The 18,966-nt window shown below is 72.0% G+C and carries 20 protein-coding genes; 5 read left to right on the top strand and 15 right to left on the bottom strand.

Features of this window, described 5'->3' with window-relative positions; translation table 11 throughout:
* Window positions 1-23: 23 nt before the first annotated feature.
* The 3 genes from ACMV_RS06910 to ACMV_RS06900 all read right to left on the bottom strand — a co-directional run bounded on the left by ACMV_RS06910 (window position 24) and on the right by ACMV_RS06900 (window position 4,150).
* A complete protein-coding gene (locus ACMV_RS06910) occupies window positions 24-1,769 on the bottom strand; it encodes a methyltransferase (RefSeq protein WP_013639962.1) in 1,746 nt (581 codons plus the stop codon).
* Window positions 1,762-3,141, bottom strand: a complete 1,380-nt coding sequence (locus tag ACMV_RS06905) for a UDP-glucose dehydrogenase family protein (RefSeq protein WP_048858219.1) — start codon at window positions 3,139-3,141, stop codon at window positions 1,762-1,764. The genes ACMV_RS06910 and ACMV_RS06905 overlap by 8 nt, the downstream gene beginning before the upstream one ends.
* 79 nt (window positions 3,142-3,220) lie before the next feature.
* A complete protein-coding gene (locus ACMV_RS06900) occupies window positions 3,221-4,150 on the bottom strand; it encodes a LysR family transcriptional regulator (RefSeq protein WP_013639960.1) in 930 nt (309 codons plus the stop codon).
* Between the two features lie 104 nt (window positions 4,151-4,254).
* On the opposite strand from ACMV_RS06900, the gene ACMV_RS06895 reads away from it, so the two are divergent.
* Window positions 4,255-4,692, top strand: coding sequence for a CidA/LrgA family protein (locus ACMV_RS06895; RefSeq protein ID WP_013639959.1), 438 nt, complete (start codon window positions 4,255-4,257; stop codon window positions 4,690-4,692).
* Entirely contained in the window at window positions 4,685-5,389 is a 705-nt protein-coding gene (locus ACMV_RS06890) for an LrgB family protein (RefSeq protein ID WP_041664653.1), read from the top strand. Before ACMV_RS06895 ends, ACMV_RS06890 begins: the two co-directional genes overlap by 8 nt.
* 139 nt (window positions 5,390-5,528) lie before the next feature.
* On the opposite strand, the gene ACMV_RS21475 is transcribed toward ACMV_RS06890, so the two are convergent.
* The 11 genes from ACMV_RS21475 to ACMV_RS06835 form a co-directional block, all read right to left on the bottom strand.
* On the bottom strand, window positions 5,529-5,894 hold the full coding sequence (locus ACMV_RS21475) for a PEP-CTERM sorting domain-containing protein (protein WP_231844501.1): 366 nt from the start codon (window positions 5,892-5,894) through the stop codon (window positions 5,529-5,531).
* A gap of 482 nt (window positions 5,895-6,376) precedes the next feature.
* On the bottom strand, window positions 6,377-6,835 hold the full coding sequence (gene mscL, locus ACMV_RS06880) for a large-conductance mechanosensitive channel protein MscL (protein WP_007423609.1): 459 nt from the start codon (window positions 6,833-6,835) through the stop codon (window positions 6,377-6,379).
* An 85-nt stretch (window positions 6,836-6,920) separates the two neighbouring features.
* A complete protein-coding gene (queG, locus tag ACMV_RS06875) occupies window positions 6,921-7,982 on the bottom strand; it encodes a tRNA epoxyqueuosine(34) reductase QueG (RefSeq protein WP_013639956.1) in 1,062 nt (353 codons plus the stop codon).
* Window positions 7,975-8,439: a preQ(1) synthase gene (gene queF, locus ACMV_RS06870; RefSeq protein ID WP_007423611.1), complete on the bottom strand. Its 465-nt coding sequence runs from the start codon at window positions 8,437-8,439 to the stop codon at window positions 7,975-7,977. The genes queG and queF overlap by 8 nt, the downstream gene beginning before the upstream one ends.
* Window positions 8,420-9,550, bottom strand: a complete 1,131-nt coding sequence (gene tgt, locus ACMV_RS06865; protein ID WP_011942171.1) for a tRNA guanosine(34) transglycosylase Tgt — start codon at window positions 9,548-9,550, stop codon at window positions 8,420-8,422. Before tgt ends, queF begins: the two co-directional genes overlap by 20 nt.
* A complete protein-coding gene (queA, locus tag ACMV_RS06860; protein WP_011942170.1) occupies window positions 9,547-10,584 on the bottom strand; it encodes a tRNA preQ1(34) S-adenosylmethionine ribosyltransferase-isomerase QueA in 1,038 nt (345 codons plus the stop codon). The genes tgt and queA overlap by 4 nt, the downstream gene beginning before the upstream one ends.
* Window positions 10,581-10,976, bottom strand: a complete 396-nt coding sequence (locus ACMV_RS06855) for a VOC family protein (protein WP_007423941.1) — start codon at window positions 10,974-10,976, stop codon at window positions 10,581-10,583. Before ACMV_RS06855 ends, queA begins: the two co-directional genes overlap by 4 nt.
* 7 nt (window positions 10,977-10,983) lie before the next feature.
* Window positions 10,984-12,630: a fumarate hydratase gene (locus ACMV_RS06850; protein ID WP_013639955.1), complete on the bottom strand. Its 1,647-nt coding sequence runs from the start codon at window positions 12,628-12,630 to the stop codon at window positions 10,984-10,986.
* A 15-nt stretch (window positions 12,631-12,645) separates the two neighbouring features.
* Window positions 12,646-13,155, bottom strand: coding sequence for an SspB family protein (locus ACMV_RS06845; protein WP_007423939.1), 510 nt, complete (start codon window positions 13,153-13,155; stop codon window positions 12,646-12,648).
* A 60-nt stretch (window positions 13,156-13,215) separates the two neighbouring features.
* Complete coding sequence (locus ACMV_RS06840; RefSeq protein WP_007423938.1) at window positions 13,216-14,028, bottom strand: GNAT family N-acetyltransferase; 813 nt, start codon at window positions 14,026-14,028, stop codon at window positions 13,216-13,218.
* The gene (locus tag ACMV_RS06835) at window positions 14,025-14,477 is read right to left on the bottom strand and encodes a Fur family transcriptional regulator (RefSeq protein ID WP_007423937.1); all 453 of its coding nucleotides are present in this window, start codon (window positions 14,475-14,477) and stop codon (window positions 14,025-14,027) included. Before ACMV_RS06835 ends, ACMV_RS06840 begins: the two co-directional genes overlap by 4 nt.
* Before the next feature lie 494 nt (window positions 14,478-14,971).
* Between ACMV_RS06835 and ACMV_RS06830 the strand changes: the two genes are divergently transcribed.
* Window positions 14,972-15,520: an RNA polymerase sigma factor gene (locus ACMV_RS06830; RefSeq protein WP_231295389.1), complete on the top strand. Its 549-nt coding sequence runs from the start codon at window positions 14,972-14,974 to the stop codon at window positions 15,518-15,520.
* Complete coding sequence (locus ACMV_RS06825) at window positions 15,517-16,221, top strand: anti-sigma factor (protein ID WP_013639952.1); 705 nt, start codon at window positions 15,517-15,519, stop codon at window positions 16,219-16,221. Before ACMV_RS06830 ends, ACMV_RS06825 begins: the two co-directional genes overlap by 4 nt.
* A gap of 12 nt (window positions 16,222-16,233) precedes the next feature.
* On the opposite strand, the gene xseA is transcribed toward ACMV_RS06825, so the two are convergent.
* On the bottom strand, window positions 16,234-17,622 hold the full coding sequence (gene xseA, locus ACMV_RS06820) for an exodeoxyribonuclease VII large subunit (protein WP_011942167.1): 1,389 nt from the start codon (window positions 17,620-17,622) through the stop codon (window positions 16,234-16,236).
* Between the two features lie 54 nt (window positions 17,623-17,676).
* Here xseA and purD point away from each other — a divergent pair, with 54 nt between their 5' ends.
* Window positions 17,677-18,942: a phosphoribosylamine--glycine ligase gene (gene purD, locus ACMV_RS06815; protein ID WP_007423266.1), complete on the top strand. Its 1,266-nt coding sequence runs from the start codon at window positions 17,677-17,679 to the stop codon at window positions 18,940-18,942.
* Window positions 18,943-18,966: the final 24 nt, after the last annotated feature.

Raw genomic sequence — 18,966 nt, 5'->3', positions numbered from 1 at the left:
TCCGGCAGATGGGCGCGCGCCGGTTACGCGAACAGGGCCGGGACGCGGGCGCGGAGGGCGGCGTCCAGCTCCGCGCGGCGGGCCCAGAGGGCGCGGTACCAGTCGGTCCGGGCGCGGACCTGGTAGGCGAGCATCCGGTTCGCGGCGACCTCGGCGCGGGCGGAATCGGCGAGGCGGCGGGCGGCCTCGGGATAGGCGAGCAGGCGGAGGAGCTGCATGCGCAGATGGTCGGGCGAGGTGAAGATCAGGCCGGTCTCGCCGTCGCGCAGCGAGTCGCCATAGACCACCGGGCTCGCCAGGGGAACGACGCGGGCGGCGCCGGCCTCGATGTATTTCAGGTCGGACTTGGCGCGGTTGAAGGGCGTGTCGGCCAGCGGCATGAAGCTGATCTCGCAGCCGGCGAGGCGGCTGCGATAGGTCGCGTAGTCGGAGATCGGCACGAATTCCTTGTTCGGCGTCTCCAGCGCGTCGAAGAAGGCGCGGTCGTGCATGACGAGCAGGTGCAGGCGCGGGCCGACGGCGCGCAGCACCTCGTTCAGCACGGGCATGAAGGGCGCCCAGTCCTCCTCGCGGTTGAGGGCGCCGAAGAACAGGGTCAGGCGGTCGGGGTTGGCGAAGTTGGCCGGCGGGTCGAGCGCGCGGATCGCGTTGGGGAAGACCGCGACCTCGGGATTCCAGGCGGCGAGGGTGGCGGCGAGCGGCTCGGTGCTGGTCTGGATCGCGTGGACGCCGGTGAAGGAGAGCAGCTCGGCGACATCGATGCCGCGGGCGGCGAGGAAATCGGGGTGGTCGTCGAACTCGGTGACGACGAGGAAGCCGCGATCGATCAGCGCGCGCAGGCGGGCGCGGCCGGAGTCGCCGACCAGCAGCGGGCGGTGCAGCACGGCGATGTGCGGCGCGCCCTCGATCATCGGGGCGATCTCGGCTTCCTGGCGGACGACGCTGAAGACGGTGGGGTCGCTCGCCAGCGCCGCCGCCGGCTCGATGACGCGGACATCGGAGACGCCGCCCTGCGGCGGCAGCATGGTGGAGGCGACGACCAGGCGCTCGCGCGGGGCGAGGCTGGCGCGCCAGACGAACTGCACGGGGGTGGCGCGGCCGAGATATTCCGCCGGATCGACGCCGATCGCGGCGAGGCCGGGGCGCATCGCCTCGACGAAGCGGGCGGCGGCGGCGGCATCGCTCGGGCGGGAGCGGACGTCGCACGGGGTGAGGCCGGCGCGTTCGAGCAGGGCGCGCATGGTGCGCGGGGTGAAGAAGCGCAGATGCGTGCGGTCGAGCAGGCCGCGCTCGTCATAGTCGAACCGGCCGGCGAACAGCCGGTAGGCGATGCTCCAGTGCTCGACATTGGGGAAGCAGACGACCACCGCGCCGCCGGGGTTGAGGTGGCGGACATGGCGGGCGAGCACGGCCCAGGGATCGGCCAGGTGTTCCAGCACGTCGCCATAGACCAGGACGTCGACGCCGCCGGAGAGGTCGAAGGGCAGGTCCTCGGCCTGGATGTCGCAGCGGGCGACCTCGGTGAGGCGGGTGCGGGCGATGGCGAGCGCCGCCTCGTCGGTATCGATGCCGAGCACGCGGGCGGCGGGGTTGAGGCGGAGATAGGCGGCGCCGAGCGCGCCGCCGCTGCAGCCGATGTCGATCACCGTCCGCGCGTCCAGCGGAATGGCGGCGAGCAGCTCGGGATTGGCGAAGTCGGGGTAGGCGCCGGCCATGGCGAGTTCGGGCGGCGCGTCGCCGGCCGTGGCGCCGGCGGTCAATTCATCCATCGGAAAACTCCCTGTCCTGCTCAAAATCCTGCTCAAATTCAGGGTTCGCGGCCAATTGCGAAACGCTGCCGCGACCCACGCCATGATACACGAAACCGGCGGCGCGAATCGCCGCCGGGTCGAAAATGTTGCGCAGGTCGACGATCAGCCGGCCCTGCATCCGCGCCGCGAGCCAGGCCGGGGCCAGGGCGCGGAACTCGTTCCATTCGGTGACGGCGACCAGCACCGCCGCCCCCTCGATCGCCGCCTCGGCGGTTTCGGCATAGCGCACCGCGGCGGGCAGCAGGGGTTTCGCCGCCGCCATCGCCGCCGGATCATAGGCGATGATGTCGGCGCCGTCATCCGCGAGCGCCTCGATCAGCGGGATCGCCGGGGAATCGCGCATGTCGTCGGTCTCGGGCTTGAAGGCGAGGCCGAGCACGGCGACGCGCATGCCGCGCACCGAGCCGCCGGCGGCATCGAGCACGCGGCGGCCGAGCCCGGCCTTGCGCGCGTCGTTCACCGCGACCACCGCCTCGGTCAGGCGGGAGGGGGCGCGGGCGTCCTGGGCGATGCGGGCGAGGGCGAGCGTGTCCTTGGGGAAGCAGGAGCCGCCGAAGCCGGGGCCGGGGTGGAGGAACTTGGCGCCGATCCGCCGGTCGAGCCCCATGCCGCGGGCGACGCCGTGCACGTCCGCCCCCACCGCCTCGCAGAGATCGGCCATCTCGTTGATGAAGGTGACCTTCATCGCGAGGAAGGCGTTGGCGGCGTATTTGATGAGTTCGGCGGTCTCGAGCCCGGTGATCAGGATCGGCGTCTCGATCAGGTTGAGCGGGCGGTAGAGGGCGCGCAGCACCTCGCGGGCGCGCTCGGTCTCGGCGCCGACGACGACGCGGTCCGGCCGCATGAAGTCGCCGATCGCGCTGCCCTCGCGCAGGAATTCCGGATTCGAGGCGACGTCGATCGCAAGGTCGGGGCGGCGGGCGGCGGCGAGGGCGGCGAGGCGGCGGCCGGTGCCGACCGGGACGGTGGATTTGGTGACCAGCACCGTCGGGTGGTCGAGTGCCGCCAGCACCTGCTCGGCGGCGGCGAAGACATAGGACAGGTCGGCATGGCCGCCGCCGCGCCGCGAGGGGGTTCCGACGGCGATGAACACCGCCTCGGCCCCGGCGATCGCCTCCTCGATGCGGCCGGTGAAGCCGAGACGGCCGGCGGCGCGGTTGCGCTCGACCAGCGGATCGAGCCCCGGCTCGTAGATCGGGATCTCGCCGCGGCGCAGGCGGTCGAGCCGCGCGGGGTCGGTTTCCGCGACCATCACGCTGACGCCGAATTCGGCGAAGCACGCCGCCGACACCAGGCCGACATAGCCGCCGCCGATGATCGCGATCTTCAACACGTTCAGCTCCTCTAACTCGCCTCGGGGATGTTCTGGCAATCATGCGGGCGCGAGGCAATAGGCGCCCGCGCGGGGATCAGGGTGGCGTCGCGTCGCGCTCCCAGTAGGGCGGGGCGCCGAGATGGGCGGCGAAGCCGTCGATGAAGGCGCGGACCTTGGGCGGGACCACGCGCTTGGGCGGGTAGACCGCCCAGATGAAGCGCTCGCCGGGCCAGAACATCGCCTGGTGGTCGGGCAGTAGGCGGACCAGCTCGCCGGCGCGCAGCGCGGCGCCGGCGACCCAGAAGGGCAGCAGCGCCGCGCCGAGCCCGGCGCGGGCGGCGGCGAGCAGGGCCTCGCTGTCGTTCAGGCGGAGGCGGCCGGTGAGGGGCATGTCGTGCCGGTGTCCGCCCGGATCGGTCAGCAGCCAACGGTCGTGCGGCTGCAGCGCGAAAAGGAGGTGCGGCAGGCGGGCGAGATCGTCCGGCGTGGCGACCGGGCCGTGCCGGGCGAGCAGGGCGGGGGCGGCGCAGAGGACCCGGCGGTGCGGCGCGAGCTTGCGGGCGATCAGCCGGCTTTCCTCCAGCGCGCCGATGCGGATGGCGAGATCGGTGCCGGAATCGATGATGTCGACCACCGAATCGCTCAGGGTGAGGTCGATGCGGATGTCCGGCCAGGCGGCGGCGAAGCCGGGCAGGAAGGGCATGACGTGCAGCCGGCCGAAGGCGGAGGGGACGTTGAGGCGCAGCAGGCCCTGCGGCCGGGCGTTGAGATCGGCGGCGACGGCGCGGGCCTCGTCGAGCTCGGCGAGCACGCGGCGGGCGCGTTCGAGAAAGGCGAAGCCGACCTCGGTGAGATGCAGCTTGCGGGTCGAGCGGTTGAACAGCGCGGCGCCGAGCTCGGCCTCGAGGGCGGCGATGGCGCGCGAGACCGAGGAGGGCGGCAGCCGGGCCTCGCGCGCGGCGCCGGAGAAGCTGCCGAGCTCGGCGGCGCGGACGAAGGCGCGGAGGCGGGCGAGTTCATCCATCGGGCGGGCTTGTGCTGGCGGGACAAAAATGAATTGCGATTTCTGCTTCTACAGCACGGGCGGCGGTGGGCGCAAATGGGATCGGGCGATGAGGAGAGAGGGACATGCGCCGGATTTCGGAATTTCGGACGACAGGGGTGGCGACGGCGGTGCGGCTTGCGGCGGGGTTCGCGGTGGTGCTCGGCTGCCTTGCGGCAGGCGGCGCCGTGGCGCCGCTGCTGCCGGTGAAGCTGCCGGGGGCGCTGGTGGGCATGGTGATGCTGGCGGCGCTGCTTGCCGCGCATCGCGGGCGGGCGGCCGTCGCGGCCGGCGAGGCGGGGGCGCTGCTGCTGCGGCGCTATGCGCTGTTCTTCGTGCCGGCGGGCGTGGGGGTGATGACCGGTGCCGGCGCGCTGCGGGCGGCCTGGCCGGCGGTGGCGGCGGCGCTGGTCGTCTCCTCGCTGCTGGCGCTGGCGGTGACGGGGCTGACGATGCGGCTGCTGCTCGGGTCGCGGGCTTCGGCGCCGCGGGCGGCGTTGCCGGCGGCGGGCGGCCATGAGTGAGATGTGGAGCGGCGCGCTGCCGGGAATCGGGTTCGCCGCCGGCACGGTGCTGGCCTTCGAGGCGGCGCTGCGGCTGGCGCGGCTTGTGCGGCATCCGGCGCTGAACCCCACTCTCGTGGCGATTCTCGCGGTGATGGCGGGGCTGGTGGCGGGGCACGTGCCCTACGCGGCCTATGCGCGCGGGGCGGCGCCGGTTTCCTGGCTGCTCGGGCCGGCGACGGTGGCGCTGGGCGTGCCGCTGGCGCGCAATCTCGGCGCGATCGCGCGGGACAGCCTGGCGGTTCTGGTCTCGCTCGCCGCCGGCGCGCTGACCGCGGCGATCGCCGGGCCGCTGGTGCTGGCGGCGTGCGGCGGCAGCGGCGCGCTGGGGCTGGCGATGGCGCCGAAGGCGGCGACGACGCCGATCGCGATGGCGGTGGCGCGGGAGATCGGCGCCGCGCCACCGCTCGCCGCGGTGTTCGCGATCGCCGGCGGGGTGATCGTGGCGATCGCGGCGCGGCCGTTGCTGGGCTGGCTCGGGATCGAGGATCATCGGGCCTTCGGCCTCGCGGCCGGGGTGGCGGGCAGCGGGATCGGCGCCGCGGAAGCGGTGGCGCGCGATGCGGAGGCGGGCGCCTACGCGGCGCTCGGCGTCGGGCTGACGGCGGTGGCGACCGCGCTGGTCGTGCCGGCGCTGGCGGCGCTCGGGGTGGTCTGACCGGCGCGGAGGGCATCGCGGGGCGGACCGGACCCCGCGGCCAGCGCCGCGGCCCGGGGCGGCGGTGGGCCGCGCCGGGCTTGCCGGTGGCGATCTGCGGGTTCGGGCCGGGCGGCGATGCCGTCCCGGACGATCAGCGTCACGCGGGCCGGGCCGGCCTTCCGCCTGAACGCAGTCCCCGCAGCCCGCCGCGGATTGCCGGCGCCGAGCGGGCGCCCAGGAATCCGATGATCGCGGTGCCGAGCAGGAGAAGGGAAGACGGCTCGGGCACGTTGACCGGGGTGGGACCGGGACCGGGGCCGGGGCTCGGCACGCCGCCGGTATGGCCGTTCACGGGCGGCGGGTTGGGGGCCCCGGGGACGGGCGGCAGGCCGGTATCCACCGCGGGTATGAAGGACGGCATGGGTTGGGAGAGAATGCCCGGATTCGGGATCTGATCGGTCACGCCCTGAGGGGCGATATACGGACTCGGGTTGCTCACGCCGCCGACCGGTGTCATCGGCATGGCGACCGGACCCGGGGCACCGGCGATGACGGGCGGCGCCCCGACCGGATGCGGCGGGCGCGGATCCGCGTGACCGGCCAGCGTGAATGCCGCTCCCAGAACGCAGGCGGTGCCGACGACCGCATGAGGGAGTGCCAGCCATGCGGCCCGCGAACCGTGCCAGGGCACCCATCTGCATTGGAGGCGATTCCAAATTTTCATACACGAAATTCCAAAATGCCGTAAAAAAACTATAAAAACTGCCCAAATATCGCTTATCGCGATTCTTGCTGTTTGGCAATATTTCATTAAGAATTTGATCCGCGGCTCCAGCGCCACGGTCAGGCGCGTCGAAGCCCGCCGATCCGGTTGATCAAAAAATCTCTCGCAATCAGAAAGTTATGGGCTGGATCGCAGGTAGGCCACGGCGTGTCCGGCGTTGGAGGGGCGGGGCGCGGCGCCATGAGGGCCGGAGGCGGTGGCCTCGGGCCCCGCGGGGCGGATCAGCTCGCGCCGCGATCCTTCAGCAGGTCGCGGATTTCGGTGAGGAGAAGTTCGGTCGGCGTCGGCGCCGGGGGGGCGGAAGGGGCCGGTTCCGGCGCCTTGTGCAGCTTGCTGATCAGGCGGACCATCCAGAAGATCGCGAAGCCGACGATCAGGAAGTTGAACAGCGTGTTGACGAAGGCGCCGTAGTTCAGCGTGACGGCGCCGGCCTTCTTCGCCGCGGCGAGGGTGGGCTCGGCCGCGCCCTTGAGCGTGATGAAATGGTTCGAGAAATCGACCCCGCCGGTCAGCAGGCCGATGACCGGGTTGATGATGTCGGCGACGAAACTCTTGACGATATTGGAAAACGCGGCGCCGATGACCACGGCGACGGCCAGATCGACCACGTTGCCGCGCATCAGGAAGGCCTTGAAGTCATCGACCCAGGCGGGCCGTTTTGGCTTGAACGACTCTGACATCGAATGCTCCCGTCGTGAAAAACGCCCGTTTTGGGGCGAGTGGCCTGGCATGACCGTTGGCCGGTCACGCTGGCGTGCGCGGAGGCTAGCCGGGTTTGCGCGCCGGGGCCAGCCCGATTGCGAGCCGGCGCGCCGCCCAGCGCCCGGCTTCGGCGACGACGGGATCGTCATCGGCGGCGAGGCGCGCGGCGGCGGGGGCGAGTGCGGGATCGGCCGAATTGCCGATGGCGATGGCGACGTTGCGGGCGAGGCGGGCGCGGCCGATGCGCTTGATCGGGCTGCCGGCGAACAGGGCGCGGAAGCCAGCATCGTCGAGGGCGGCGAGATCGGCGAGGCGGGGGGCGAGGAGGTCGTCGCGCGCGGCGAGTTTCTGCTCGCGCCCGGCGGCGGCGAACTTGTTCCAGGGACAGGCGGCGAGACAGTCGTCGCAGCCATAGATGCGGTTGCCGATGGCGGGACGGAACTCCTCCGGGATCGGGCCCTTGTGCTCGATGGTGAGGTAGGAAATGCAGCGCCTGGCATCGAGCCGGTAGGGGGCGGGGAAGGCATCGGTCGGGCAGGCGGCCTGGCAGGCGGTGCAGGTGCCGCAGCGGTCGGGGTGCGGCGGATCGGGCGGCAGGGCCAGCGTCGTCATGATCTCGCCGAGCAGGAGCCACGAGCCGTGGCGGCGGGAGACGAGGTTGGTGTGCTTGCCCTGCCAGCCGAGCCCGGCGGCGGCGGCCAGCGGCTTTTCCATCACCGGCGCGGTGTCGACGAAGACCTTCACTCCTTCGCCGCGCGCGGCGATGAACTGGGCGAGGTGCTTCAGCCGGCCCTTGATGATGTCGTGATAGTCGCGGTTGCGGGCATAGACCGAGATGTTGCCGCGATCGGGGCGGGAGAGGGTCGCGAGCGGGTCGCCATCGGGGGCGTAGGACAGGCCGAGGGAGATGACGCTGACCGCCTCCGGCCAGAGCGAAGCGGGGTCGGCCCGCTGGGCGGCGCGATCCTCCATCCAGCCCATCGTGCCGTGATGGCCGGCGGCGAGATGGGCGCGGAGATTGTCGCGGACGCTCTCGGGCAGGCGGGCGCGGGCGATGCCGATCGCATCGAAGCCGAGAGCGGCGGCGCGGGCGGCGATGGCGGCGCGGAGATCCGCCTCAGCCACGGCCGCGATAGGGCGGCACGCCCTGGTCGGGCAGGTAGGCGCCCTCGGGCGGGGCGCCGGTCTGCCAGAACACGTCGATCGGGATGCCGCCGCGCGGATACCAGTAGGCGCCGATGCGCAGCCAGCGCGGGGCGAGCAGGTCGACCAGGCGCTCTGCGATCATCAGCGTGCAGGCCTCGTGAAAGGCGCCGTGGTTGCGGAAGCTGCCGAGATAGAGCTTGAGCGACTTGCTCTCCACGATCCACGAATCGGGGATGTAGTCGATCACGACATGGGCGAAATCGGGCTGGCCGGTGATCGGGCAGAGCGAGGTGAATTCGGGGCAGGTGAAGCGCACCACGTAGTTCTTCCCCCGGGACGGGGCGGCGACGCGTTCGAGCACCGCGGCCTCGGGCGAGTCCGGCATGCGGCTCTCGCGGCCGAGCTGTTGCAGCGCGTCATAGCGTGTGTCGGTCATCGCCCTGGCTCCATGCGTCGCGGGTGGCGGCGGCGTAGGCGGCGAAGCGTCCGGCCTCGATCGCCTCGCGCGCGCCGCGCATCACCGTCTGGTAATAGCTCAGATTGTGGGTGGTCAGCAGCATCGGGCCGAGCATTTCGTCGCAGCGGAAGAGATGGTGCAGGTAGGCGCGGCTGTGGCGCGCGCAGGCGAGGCAGGGACAGGCCGGGTCGAGCGGGCGGTCCTCGGCGGCGAAGCGGGCGTTGCGCAGGTTGAGGATGCCGCGCGAGGTGAAGGCGCGGCCGGTGCGGCCGGCGCGGGTGGGCATCACGCAGTCGAACATGTCGACGCCGCGGGCGATGCTGCCGAGCAGGTCGTCCGGCGTGCCGACGCCCATGAGGTAGCGCGGGCGGTCGGTGGGCAGCAGGGGGGTGGTGACGTCCAGCGTGTCGAACATCGCCTGCTGGCCCTCGCCGACCGCGAGGCCGCCGATCGCGTAGCCCTCGAAGCCGAGGCCGGTGAGGGCGGCGGCGGATTCGGCGCGGAGATCGGCGAAGACGCTGCCCTGGACGATGCCGAACTGGCCATAGCCGGGGCGCGGTTCGAAGGCCGCGCGGGAGCGTTCCGCCCAGCGCATCGACAGGCGCATCGAGGCGGCGGCCTGCTCGTGCGTGGCGGGGAAGGGCGTGCACTCGTCGAAGGCCATGGTGATGGTCGCGTCGAGCGCGTTCTGGATCGCGGTCGAGGATTCGGGGGTGAGGTGGTGGGCGGAGCCGTCGAGATGCGAGCGGAAGGTGACGCCGACCTCGTCGATCTTGCGGAGCTTGGCCAGCGACATGACCTGGAAGCCGCCGGAATCGGTGAGGATGATGCCGGGCCAGTCCATCATCCGGTGCAGCCCGCCAAGGGCGCGGACGCGCTCGGCGCCGGGGCGGAGCATCAGGTGATAGGTGTTGCCGAGGACGATCTCGGTGCCGGTGGCGCGGACGGCGTCCGCCGTCATCGCCTTCACCGTGCCGGCGGTGCCGACCGCCATGAAGGCGGGGGTTTCGGCGGTGCCGTGGGCGGTGACCAGGCGGCCGCGGCGGGCGGCGCCGTCCTGCCCGAGATTGTGGAAGGCGAAGCCGGTCATGCGCGCTCCAGCAGCGAGGCGTCGCCGTAGGAATAGAACCGGTAGCCCCGTGCTATGGCGTGGGCATAGGCGGCGCGCATGCGCTCCACCCCGGCGAAGGCGGCGACCAGCATCAGCAGGGTGGATTTCGGCAGGTGGAAATTGGTCATCAGCCGGTCGACCAGCTTGAAGCGGTAGCCGGGGGTGATGAAGAGCTCGGTCTCGCCGTGCCAGGGGGCGAGCGTGCCGTCATCGCCGGCCGCGGTCTCCAGCACGCGCAGGCTGGTGGTGCCGACGGCGACGATGCGCCCGCCCCGCGCGCGGGTGGCGTTGACCAGGGCGGCGGTCTCCGGGCCGATCAGGCCGCGCTCGGCGTGGAGCTTGTGGCGTTCGAGCTGGTCCTCGCGCACCGGCAGGAAGGTGCCGGCGCCGACATGCAGCGTGACGGTGGCGAGGCCGACGCCGCGCGCGGCGAGGGCGGCGAGGACGGTTTCGGTGAAATGCAGCCCGGCGGTGGGGGCGGCGACGGCGCCCTCCTCGGCGGCGAACATGGTCTGGTAGTCCTGCCGGTCCTGTTCGGAGATGCCGGCGGGGCGGGGGATGTAGGGCGGCAGGGCGAGGCTCGCCGCGCGGTCGAGCATGGCGCGGAAGGTCTCGGCGTCGCAGTCGAAGCGCAGGGTCGCCGAGCCGTCGGGCGCGCGGTCGATCACCTCGGCGGCGATGCCGCCGGCGCCGTCGATCGCGATGGTCTCGCCGGGGCGGGCGCGGCGGGCGTTGCGCAGCAGGACGCGCCAGGTGCCGTCGGCCAGCGGGCGGTCGAGGGTGATGCCGATCCGCGCGTCGCCGCGCCGCCCGGTGAGCTGGGCGGGGATGACGCGGGTGTCGTTGACCACCAGCAGGTCGCCGGGGGCGAGCAGGGCGGGCAGGTCGAGGATGGTGCGGTCGTCGAGCCCGTCGCCGCGGACATGCAGCAGGCGCGCGGCGTGGCGCGGCCGCGCCGGTTCGGCCGCGATGCGCTCGGGCGGCAGGTGATAGTCGAAATCAGCGAGGTTCATTCTTCGAGGTAGCTCGAAATCTCGACCAGGTTGCCGTCCGGATCGCGGCAGTAGACCGAGCGCATGGCGCCGAGCGCGCCGATTTTCGGCGCCGGTCCCTCGACGATGTCCACCCCCTGGGCCTGGAGGTGGTTCACCACGAAGTCGGTGCCGAGGGCGGTGACGAAGCAGATGTCGAGCGCGCTGGGGGCGGGTTTCGCCGCCTGCGGGCCGGACTCGCGCCCGGCCTGGTGCAGGTTCAGCTTCTGCGCGCCGAAGCGCAGGGCGATCCGGCGCTCGGCGCCGAATTCCTCGCGCTCCATGCCGAGGACGCGCTCGTACCAGTCGGCCGTCCTGTCGACGTCGGAGCAGGTCAGCACGACATGGTCGATCCGGTCGACGGTGAACTTCATGGCCGGCTCAGGCGAGGTCGGCGAAGAAGTCGTTGCCCTTGTCGTCGACCACAATGAAGGCGGGGAAGTTCTCGACCTCGATGCGCCAGACCGCTTCCATGCCGAGTTCGGGGTATTCCAGCACCTCGACCTTGCGGATGTTGTCGCGGGCGAGCACGGCGGCGGGGCCGCCGATGGAGCCGAGATAGAAGCCGCCATGCGCCTTGCAGGCGTCGCGCACGGCGCGCGAGCGGTTGCCCTTGGCCAGCATCACCAGCGAGCCGCCGGCGGCCTGGAACTCTTCGACATAGCTGTCCATCCGCCCGGCGGTGGTGGGGCCGAAGCTGCCGGTGGCCATGCCCTCGGGCGTTTTCGCGGGGCCGGCGTAGTAGACCGGGTGGTTCTTGATGTAGTCGGGCAGGCCCTCGCCGCGGTCGAGCCGTTCCTTCAGCTTGGCGTGGGCGATGTCGCGCGCCACGACGATCGGGCCGGTGAGGGCGACGCGGGTCTTGACCGGGTGTTTCGAAAGCTCGGCGAGGATGTCCGCCATCGGGCGGTTGAGGTCGATCTGCACCACGTCGCCGCCGAGATGGGTGTCGGTGACCTCGGGGAGGTATTTCGCCGGATCGGTTTCGAGCTGTTCGAGGAAGACGCCTTCCTTGGTGATCTTGGCGCGGATCTGCCGGTCCGCCGAGCAGGAGACGCCGATGCCGACGGGCAGCGAGGCGCCATGGCGGGGCAGGCGGACCACCCGGACGTCGTGGCAGAAATACTTGCCGCCGAACTGCGCGCCGATGCCGAGCCGGCGGGTCATTTCCAGGATCTGCCGCTCAAGCTCGAGGTCGCGGAAGGCGTGGCCGGTGGGCGAGCCCTGGGTGGGCAGCGAGTCGAGCCAGCGGGTGGAGGCGAGCTTGACCGTCTTCATCGTGGTCTCGGCCGAGGTGCCGCCGATGACGATGGCGAGGTGATAGGGCGGGCAGGCGGCTGTTCCGAGGGTTTTTACTTTGGTTTCAATGAATTCGAGAAGTTTCTTCGGATTCAGGATCGCCCGCGTTTCCTGATACAGGAAGCTCTTGTTGGCGGAGCCGCCGCCCTTGGCGACGAACATCAGTTCGAATTCCTCGGCATGGGCCTCGCCGGGGGCGGCCATGATGTCGCACTGGACCGGCAGGTTGGTGCCGGTGTTCCGCTCCTCGTACATCGAGAGCGGCGCCATCTGCGAGTAGCGCAGGTTGGTCTCGGTGTAGGTGCGGTAGACGCCGTGGGAGAAGGCCTCCTCCTCGTCGCCCTCGACCCAGACGCGCTGGCCCTTCTTGCCGAAGACGATGGCGGTGCCGGTGTCCTGGCACATCGGCAGGATGCCGCCGGCGGCGATGTTGGCGTTCTTGAGGAATTCCATCGCCACGTAGCGGTCGTTCTCCGAGGCCTCGGGATCGTCGAGGATCGCGCGGAGCTGGCGCAGATGGCCGGGGCGCAGCAGGTGGGAGACGTCGTGGAACGCCTGGAAGGCGAGGGCGGAGAGGGTTTCCGGGGCGATCCGCAGGATGGTCCTGCCCGCCGCCTCGATGGTGGCGACGCCGCCGAGATCGAGCCTGCGCCAGGGCGTGTCGTCATGGCCCAGGGGGAACATGGTGCTGAAGGCGAAATCGGGCGTCTTCTTGGTGATCGCGTTCATGGCGGCTCTCCGGGCTCAGTCTTTGGCGGGCGGGCGGCGGCGGAAGGCGTCGAGGCTGACGACCTCGGCGGGGCCCTGCTCCGGTGGCGGCGGCGCGGGTTCGGGCGCGGCCGCGGGCGCTTCTTCCGGCGCTTCGGGGACGCGGGCGGCGAATTGCAGGCCGAAGCGCACCGCCGGGTCGGCGAAGGCGGTGATGGCGTCGAGCGGGATGTCGAGCGTCGCCGGCACGCCGCCGAAGGAGAGGCGGACCGAGAAGCGCTGCGCCTCGGCATCTACCGACAGGTCGCGGTACTGGTGCTGCAGGACGATGGTCATCTCGTCCGGATACTGGGCGCGCAGCCGGTCGGGCATGATCACGCCGGGATGGGCGGTGGCGAAGGTGATGTAGAAGTGATGCTCGCCCGGCATGCCCTCGCGCGACGCATGGTCGAGCGCGCGCAGCACCACGAGGCGGAGCGCGTCCTCGGTCCATTCGTCGTAGGGCAGGAGGCTTTCGGGGATCGGCGTGTCGTCGTCTTCGGCCATGTCGTCGAATTCACCTTGCAGTCGTCATGCGTGCGGGCCGGCAGCGGCGCCGGCGGCTTGTCAGCGGGACTGTCGCTCGTAATGGCGGTAATATTTTTCGGTCACAAGATCCGTCTGCACGACGACGGCTATGTCCGTCGTGTTGAACTGCCAGTCGATCACCGCGCCGTCGCCGACGAAGCCGCCGAGGCGGAGATAGCCCTTGATCAGCGGCGGCAGCTCGGCGAGGACCTGGCGGGCGTCGTATTCGTCGGCGCCGAGGCGGCACATCTCGACATAGCGCGCCTCCAGCGCGCGCGGGCGGATGTGCGCCGGGGCGAGGTGGTGGGCGTGCAGGTAGGAGAGCGCCGGCGCCAGATCGTCGAGATCGGTGCCGTGCAGGCTGGCGCAGCCGAACATCAGCTCGATCCCGTGCTGGAACACATAGGCGGCGATGCCGCGCCAGAGCAGCTGCATGACGGCGCGGGAGCGGTGCGCCTGGTCGACGCAGGAGCGGCCGAGCTCGAGCAGGCGGCTGGAGAAGCGTTCGAGCGGCGCGATGTCGTATTCGTCGGCCGAATAGAAATGGCTGCCTTGGGGCAGGGCGTCCTGCCGGATCAGCCGGTAGGTGCCGACGACGCCGCGGGCATCGTCGGCGATGTCGTGATCGATCACGAGGAGATGATCGGCGATCGCATCGAAGGCGTCCTGGTCGCGGCCGGAGGCGAGGGTCGCGGCGTCAGGATGGGCGCCGAGCTCGTCGTAGAAGATGCGGAAGCGAAGGGCCTGGGCGGCGTCGAGCTCGGCCGCGGTCGCGGCGAGGCGGACGCCGAGATTGCCGACCCGGATTTCCGGAAAGGCCAGCAGGCTGTCCATCGGGCGTTCGGCCGTCATGGTCCGGCCGCCTCGCCGGCGGGCTCCGGCGCGCGCGCGGCGGTGCCGAGGCGGCGGCCGAACAGCTCGATCTTGAGGGAAACGAGTTCGAACCCGTGGCGGGCGGCCACCTTGCGCATGAGAAGTTCGGTCTCCGGCTCGTCGAATTCGATCACCTGGCCGCTGTCCTGGTCGACCAGGTGAAAATGGTCGTGCTCGCCCGACATCTCGTAGCGCGCGCGGCGGCTGCCGAGGCTGCGGCGCTCGAGGATGCCGTGCTGCTCGAACAGGCGCACCGTGCGGTAGACGGTGGCAAGCGAGATCCGCGGGTCGAGGCGGTGGGCGAGGCGGTGCAGTTCGTCGACATCGGGGTGGCCGTTCACCTCGGACAGCACGCGCGCGATGACGCGCCGCGGGCCGGTCATCCTGAGCCCGTTTGCCACGCACAGACGCTCGATGCGGGTCTCCATCCGCTGCCTTGTGGACCATCTCGGCGGCGCGGTCCACCCCAATCCGCGCCCGAGGGCGGGGGCGCTAGGACAGGCGGCGGCGCGGGGTGTAGAAATTGCAGAAGCCGGCCGGCGCCACCGCGCCGCGCACCCGCCGGCAGGCGGCGCCGGCGGCGCGGAAATTGGCGCAGGTCGCGCAGCGCGCGCCGTTGCGGAAGGGATGCGGGACATAGCCGGCGGCATCCCGCGTGGCCTTCGGATGGGGGGCGCGCAGAACCCGGGCGGCGGCCAGGGCGAGGGCGCCGCAGAATGTTTCGAGCCAGTAGCGGCGGGGCCGGGGCGGAATCGTCGTCTCCCTGCGGATTGCGCGTCATGTTATCATTTCTAGGGCGGTCATGCACGCGAAAGTTGTGTTCCGATGGCGGCGGCGCCGCGCCGGGCGCGGCGGCTGCATCCAGATTGTCTCGGCGGCGGTAATGCCATAAGCAATGTTCGATGGCGCAGGATACGGAACGGTGACGTCGTCGCCCGGTGGGGCGGTTGCGGCGGATGAGGAGCTTGGCCGGTTGGTCGAGGCCTGCCAGGCGCAGGACGCGGCCGCGCTGCGCGAGCTTTACCGGCGCATGTCGCCGATGCTGATGGGGGTGGCGCTGCGGTTGCTGCGCGACCGGCCGCAGGCCGAGGAGGTCTTGCAGGAGGCGTTCCTGCAAGTGTGGCGGAATGCGGCCAGGTTCGACCGGGCGCGCGGATCGGCGAAGGCCTGGATGATCGGGATCGTGCGCTACCGCGCCCTCGACCGGATCGACAGCGAGCGGCGGCAGCCGGCGAATGGCGGCGAGATTCCCGATATCGCGGCGGAGATGCCGGTGGCGGTGGAGGACGGGCGGGCGCTGGCCGCCTGCCTCGGCGAACTGCCGGAACACTGGCGGCGCGCGGTCGTGCTGTCGTTTGTCGACGGGTATTCGCACAGCGAGATCGCCGAACGCACGGACACGCCGCTCGGCACGGTGAAGAGCTGGATTTCCCGGGCCCTCGGCGCGCTGAAAAGGTGTCTTGAGCGATGAGCGGGTCGATGGCGGACGACGGGCCGGACCGGGCGGGGCTTTACGTGCTGGGCCTGCTGCGCGGCGCGGAGCGGCGGGAGTTCGAGGCCGCGTGCGCGCGCGATCCGGCGCTGGCCGCCGAGGTGGCGGCGTGGGAGGAGCGGCTGCTGCCGCTGGCGCTCGCGGTGCCGCCGGTGGCGCCGGGGCCGGCTGTGTGGGCGGCGATCGAGCGCGCGACGAGCCCGCGCGCGGCCGCGCCGGCGCGGCGCAACCGGCTGCGGGAGATCTGGGACAATCTGTTCGTCTGGCGGGGCATCGCCCTGGCCGGCGCGGTGGCGGCGGCGCTGCTGCTCGTGCTGCCGCGCGGGGCGCCGGGGCCGGCGATGGTCGCGGTGCTGTCGGCGAAGTCGGGCCCGGTGTTCACCGTGGCGATGAAGACGAACGGCGCGCTGAACATCGCGCCGGTGGGGCATGCGGCGCCGCCGGCGGGCAAGGTCTGGCAGCTCTGGGCGGTCGGCCAGGGCGAGGCGCCGGTGCCGATCGGCTTCGTGCAGGCGGGGGCGACAAGGCTGCCGGCCAACGACGTGCCGGCGCGGCTGCGCCGGGCGCATACGCTGATCGCGGTGACGGTGGAGCCGCCCGGCGGCTCGCCCACCGGCAAGCCGGACATGCCGATCGTCTTCGCCGGGCCGCTGCTGCCGGTGGCGCCGACAGCCTCCTGATATCCGGCCGGATCAGAGATCGAGGCTGGTCTGCGCCGGCGGCGCGCGGTCGGCTTCGGGACGGACGCCGAGCGTGCCGTCGCCGAAATGCAGCACGAGGTGGCGTTTCGATCCGGCGTCGCGCCGCGTGGTGACGGGATCGCCGGACGGGGTCGCCACCATCACGAAGCCGCGCGCCAGTGTCGCGTGATAGGACAGGGCTTCGAGGCGGGCGGCGAGCGCGCCGAGGCGGAGCCGGTTCTCCCGCAGCAGGCCGGGGGCCGGGGCGGCGAGGCGCTGGCCGAGCAGGGCGAGGCTGTGGCGGCGGGCGGCGATGATCTCGCGCGGATGCACGAGGCGGGCGGCGACTTCCCGCGCCTGGGCGCGCTTCGCGGCGACGAGGCGGGGCAGGGCGAGGGCGAGGCGCTCGCCGCGATCATCCAGCCGCTGGCGGGCGGTGCCGATCATCGAGGGCAGGTCGGGCAGGGCGGCGGCGGCGCGGTCGAGCCGCAGGCGGACCGACTGGGTGACGCGGGTGAGCGCGCCGGTCAGCCGCGCGCCGCTCTGGGCGAGATCGGCGGCCAGCGCCATGCGGTCGGGCACGGCGAGTTCGGCGGCGGCGGTGGGGGTGGGGGCGCGGCGGTCGGAGGCGAAGTCGATCAGCGTCGTGTCGGTCTCGTGGCCGACGGCGGAGATCAGCGGGATGGGGCAGGACGCGGCGGCGCGGACCACCTCCTCGTCGTTGAAGGCCATCAGGTCCTCGAGCGAGCCGCCGCCGCGGGCAACGATCAGCACGTCCGGCCGCGGCACCTCGCCCGCCTCCGGCAGCGCGCCGAAGCCGCGGATGGCGGCGGCGATCTGGGCGGCGGCGGCCTCGCCCTGGACGGCGACCGGCCAGAGGATGATGCGGCGGGGGAAACGGCGGGCGATGGTGGTGCGGATGTCCTGGATCACGGCACCCTGGGGCGAGCTGACGACGCCGACGATGCGCGGCAGCAATGGCAGGGCGCGCTTGCGGGCGGCGTCGAACAGGCCTTCCTCGGTGAGGCGCAGGCGCAGCTTCTCGATGCGGGCGAGCAGCGCGCCCTCGCCGGCATAGTCCAGCCGCTCGATGATGAGCTGGTATTCCGAGCGCTCGGGATAGGTGGTGATGCGGCCGGTGGCGATGACCTCGACGCCGTTCTCCGGCTTCAGCCCGAGTCGCGCGGCGTTGCCGCGCCAGATGATCGCCCGGATCTTCGCCCCCTCGTCCTTCAGCGCCATGTAGGTGTGGCCGGAGGCGTAGGTCTTCATCTCGGTGATCTCGCCGCGCACGCGCACGCGGCCGAAGGCGGTCTCGACCGTGCGTTTGACCGCGCCGGCGAGTTCGGAAACGGTGAGTTCGGGCAGGTTGCCGGTGGCGGTGTCCGTGGTTTCGCTCATGGCGGCGGACTATGCTAAGCGCGCGCCGGTTGCACAAGCGCAAGGGGGTCGATCATGCGGGTTCTGGTTGTCGGCGGCGGCGGGCGCGAGCATGCGCTGGCGTGGAAGCTCGCGCAGAGCCCGGTGCTGGAGACACTCTTCGTCGCGCCGGGGAATCCGGGCATGGAATCGCTGGCGAAATGCGTCGGGATCGGCGCCGAGGAGATCGACGCGCTCGTGGAGTTCGCGCGGGCGGAGCGGATCGACCTCGTGGTGCCGGGGCCGGAGGCGCCGCTGGCGCTCGGCCTCGCGGACCGGCTGGCGGCGGCGGGAATCGCCTGTTTCGGCCCGACCGAGGCGGCGGCGCGGCTCGAATCCTCGAAGCGGTTCACCAAGGAGATCTGCGACGAGGCGGGGATTCCGACGGCCGGCTGGGCCAGCTTCACCGATGCCGGCGCGGCGCGCGCCTATCTCGACGAGCATCCGGCGCCGATCGTGATCAAGGCGGACGGGCTGGCGGCGGGCAAGGGCGTGGTCGTCGCCGCGACCGATGAGGAGGCGCGCGAGGCCGTGGCGGCGATGCTGGAGGGCGGGCTGCACGGCGCCTCGGGTGCGGAGATCGTGATCGAGGAATGCCTGATCGGCACCGAGATCTCGCTGTTCGCGATCTGCGACGGCGAGGCCGCGGTGTTCTGCGGCACCGCCTCGGACCACAAGCGGGTGGGCGATGGCGATACCGGGCCGAATACCGGCGGGATGGGCGCGATCGCGCCGCCGCCGGCGGCCTCGGGGGCGGTGATCGGGGCGGCGATGGAGCGGATCGTCCGCCCGGCGCTGCGGACGATGGCGCGGCGCGGGACGCCGTTCCGCGGCTTCCTGTTCGCCGGGCTGATGCTCACCGCCTCCGGCCCCCGGCTGATCGAGTTCAACGTGCGGTTCGGCGATCCGGAATGCGAGACGCTGCTGCCGCTGCTGAGGACCGACCTGTTGCCGGTGCTCGCCGATGCGGCGCGGGGGCGGCTCGATCCGGAAACCCGGCTCGACTGGCGGGACGGCGCGGCGGCGACGGTGGTGATGGCGGCGAAGGGCTATCCGGGCGCCTATGAGAAGGGCCATCCGATCGACCTCGCCGGGGTGGCCGGGCTGCCGGAGACGACGGTGTTCCAGGCCGGCACGGCGCGGCGCGACGGCGCGCTGGTGAGTGCCGGCGGGCGGGTGCTGGCGGTGACGGCGACGGGCGATGACCTGCGCGAGGCGATCGACCGCGCCTATGTCGCGGTGCGGCGGATCGGCTTTCCCGGCGGATTCTGCCGCCGGGATATCGGCGCCAAGGCGGTGTAGTGTCCTGCCCCTGAAATTCGTGGG

Origin of the sequence: Acidiphilium multivorum AIU301 (genome assembly GCF_000202835.1) — a bacterium.
Lineage (GTDB): Bacteria > Pseudomonadota > Alphaproteobacteria > Acetobacterales > Acetobacteraceae > Acidiphilium > Acidiphilium multivorum.
This window is presented reverse-complemented; position numbering and strand designations above follow the sequence as displayed.

Bases quoted from the DNA above. Each gene is read 5' to 3' on its own strand.
- tgt (WP_011942171.1), bottom strand. From the start codon at position 9,550: ATGACCGGCTTCGCCTTCCACAATCTCGGGCAGGACGGCGCCGCCCGC.
- queA (WP_011942170.1), bottom strand. From the start codon at position 10,584: ATGAACCTCGCTGATTTCGACTATCACCTGCCGCCCGAGCGCATCGCG.
- ACMV_RS06850 (WP_013639955.1), bottom strand. From the start codon at position 12,630: ATGAACGCGATCACCAAGAAGACGCCCGATTTCGCCTTCAGCACCATG.
- ACMV_RS06900 (WP_013639960.1), bottom strand. From the start codon at position 4,150: ATGGATGAACTCGCCCGCCTCCGCGCCTTCGTCCGCGCCGCCGAGCTC.
- ACMV_RS06835 (WP_007423937.1), bottom strand. From the start codon at position 14,477: ATGGAGACCCGCATCGAGCGTCTGTGCGTGGCAAACGGGCTCAGGATG.
- ACMV_RS06845 (WP_007423939.1), bottom strand. From the start codon at position 13,155: ATGGCCGAAGACGACGACACGCCGATCCCCGAAAGCCTCCTGCCCTAC.
- ACMV_RS06890 (WP_041664653.1), top strand. From the start codon at position 4,685: ATGAGTGAGATGTGGAGCGGCGCGCTGCCGGGAATCGGGTTCGCCGCC.
- xseA (WP_011942167.1), bottom strand. From the start codon at position 17,622: ATGAGCGAAACCACGGACACCGCCACCGGCAACCTGCCCGAACTCACC.
- ACMV_RS06910 (WP_013639962.1), bottom strand. From the start codon at position 1,769: ATGGATGAATTGACCGCCGGCGCCACGGCCGGCGACGCGCCGCCCGAA.
- ACMV_RS06840 (WP_007423938.1), bottom strand. From the start codon at position 14,028: ATGACGGCCGAACGCCCGATGGACAGCCTGCTGGCCTTTCCGGAAATC.
- queF (WP_007423611.1), bottom strand. From the start codon at position 8,439: ATGACCGACACACGCTATGACGCGCTGCAACAGCTCGGCCGCGAGAGC.
- purD (WP_007423266.1), top strand. From the start codon at position 17,677: ATGCGGGTTCTGGTTGTCGGCGGCGGCGGGCGCGAGCATGCGCTGGCG.
- ACMV_RS06855 (WP_007423941.1), bottom strand. From the start codon at position 10,976: ATGAAGTTCACCGTCGACCGGATCGACCATGTCGTGCTGACCTGCTCC.
- ACMV_RS06825 (WP_013639952.1), top strand. From the start codon at position 15,517: ATGAGCGGGTCGATGGCGGACGACGGGCCGGACCGGGCGGGGCTTTAC.
- mscL (WP_007423609.1), bottom strand. From the start codon at position 6,835: ATGTCAGAGTCGTTCAAGCCAAAACGGCCCGCCTGGGTCGATGACTTC.
- ACMV_RS21475 (WP_231844501.1), bottom strand. From the start codon at position 5,894: ATGCCGATGACACCGGTCGGCGGCGTGAGCAACCCGAGTCCGTATATC.
- ACMV_RS06895 (WP_013639959.1), top strand. From the start codon at position 4,255: ATGCGCCGGATTTCGGAATTTCGGACGACAGGGGTGGCGACGGCGGTG.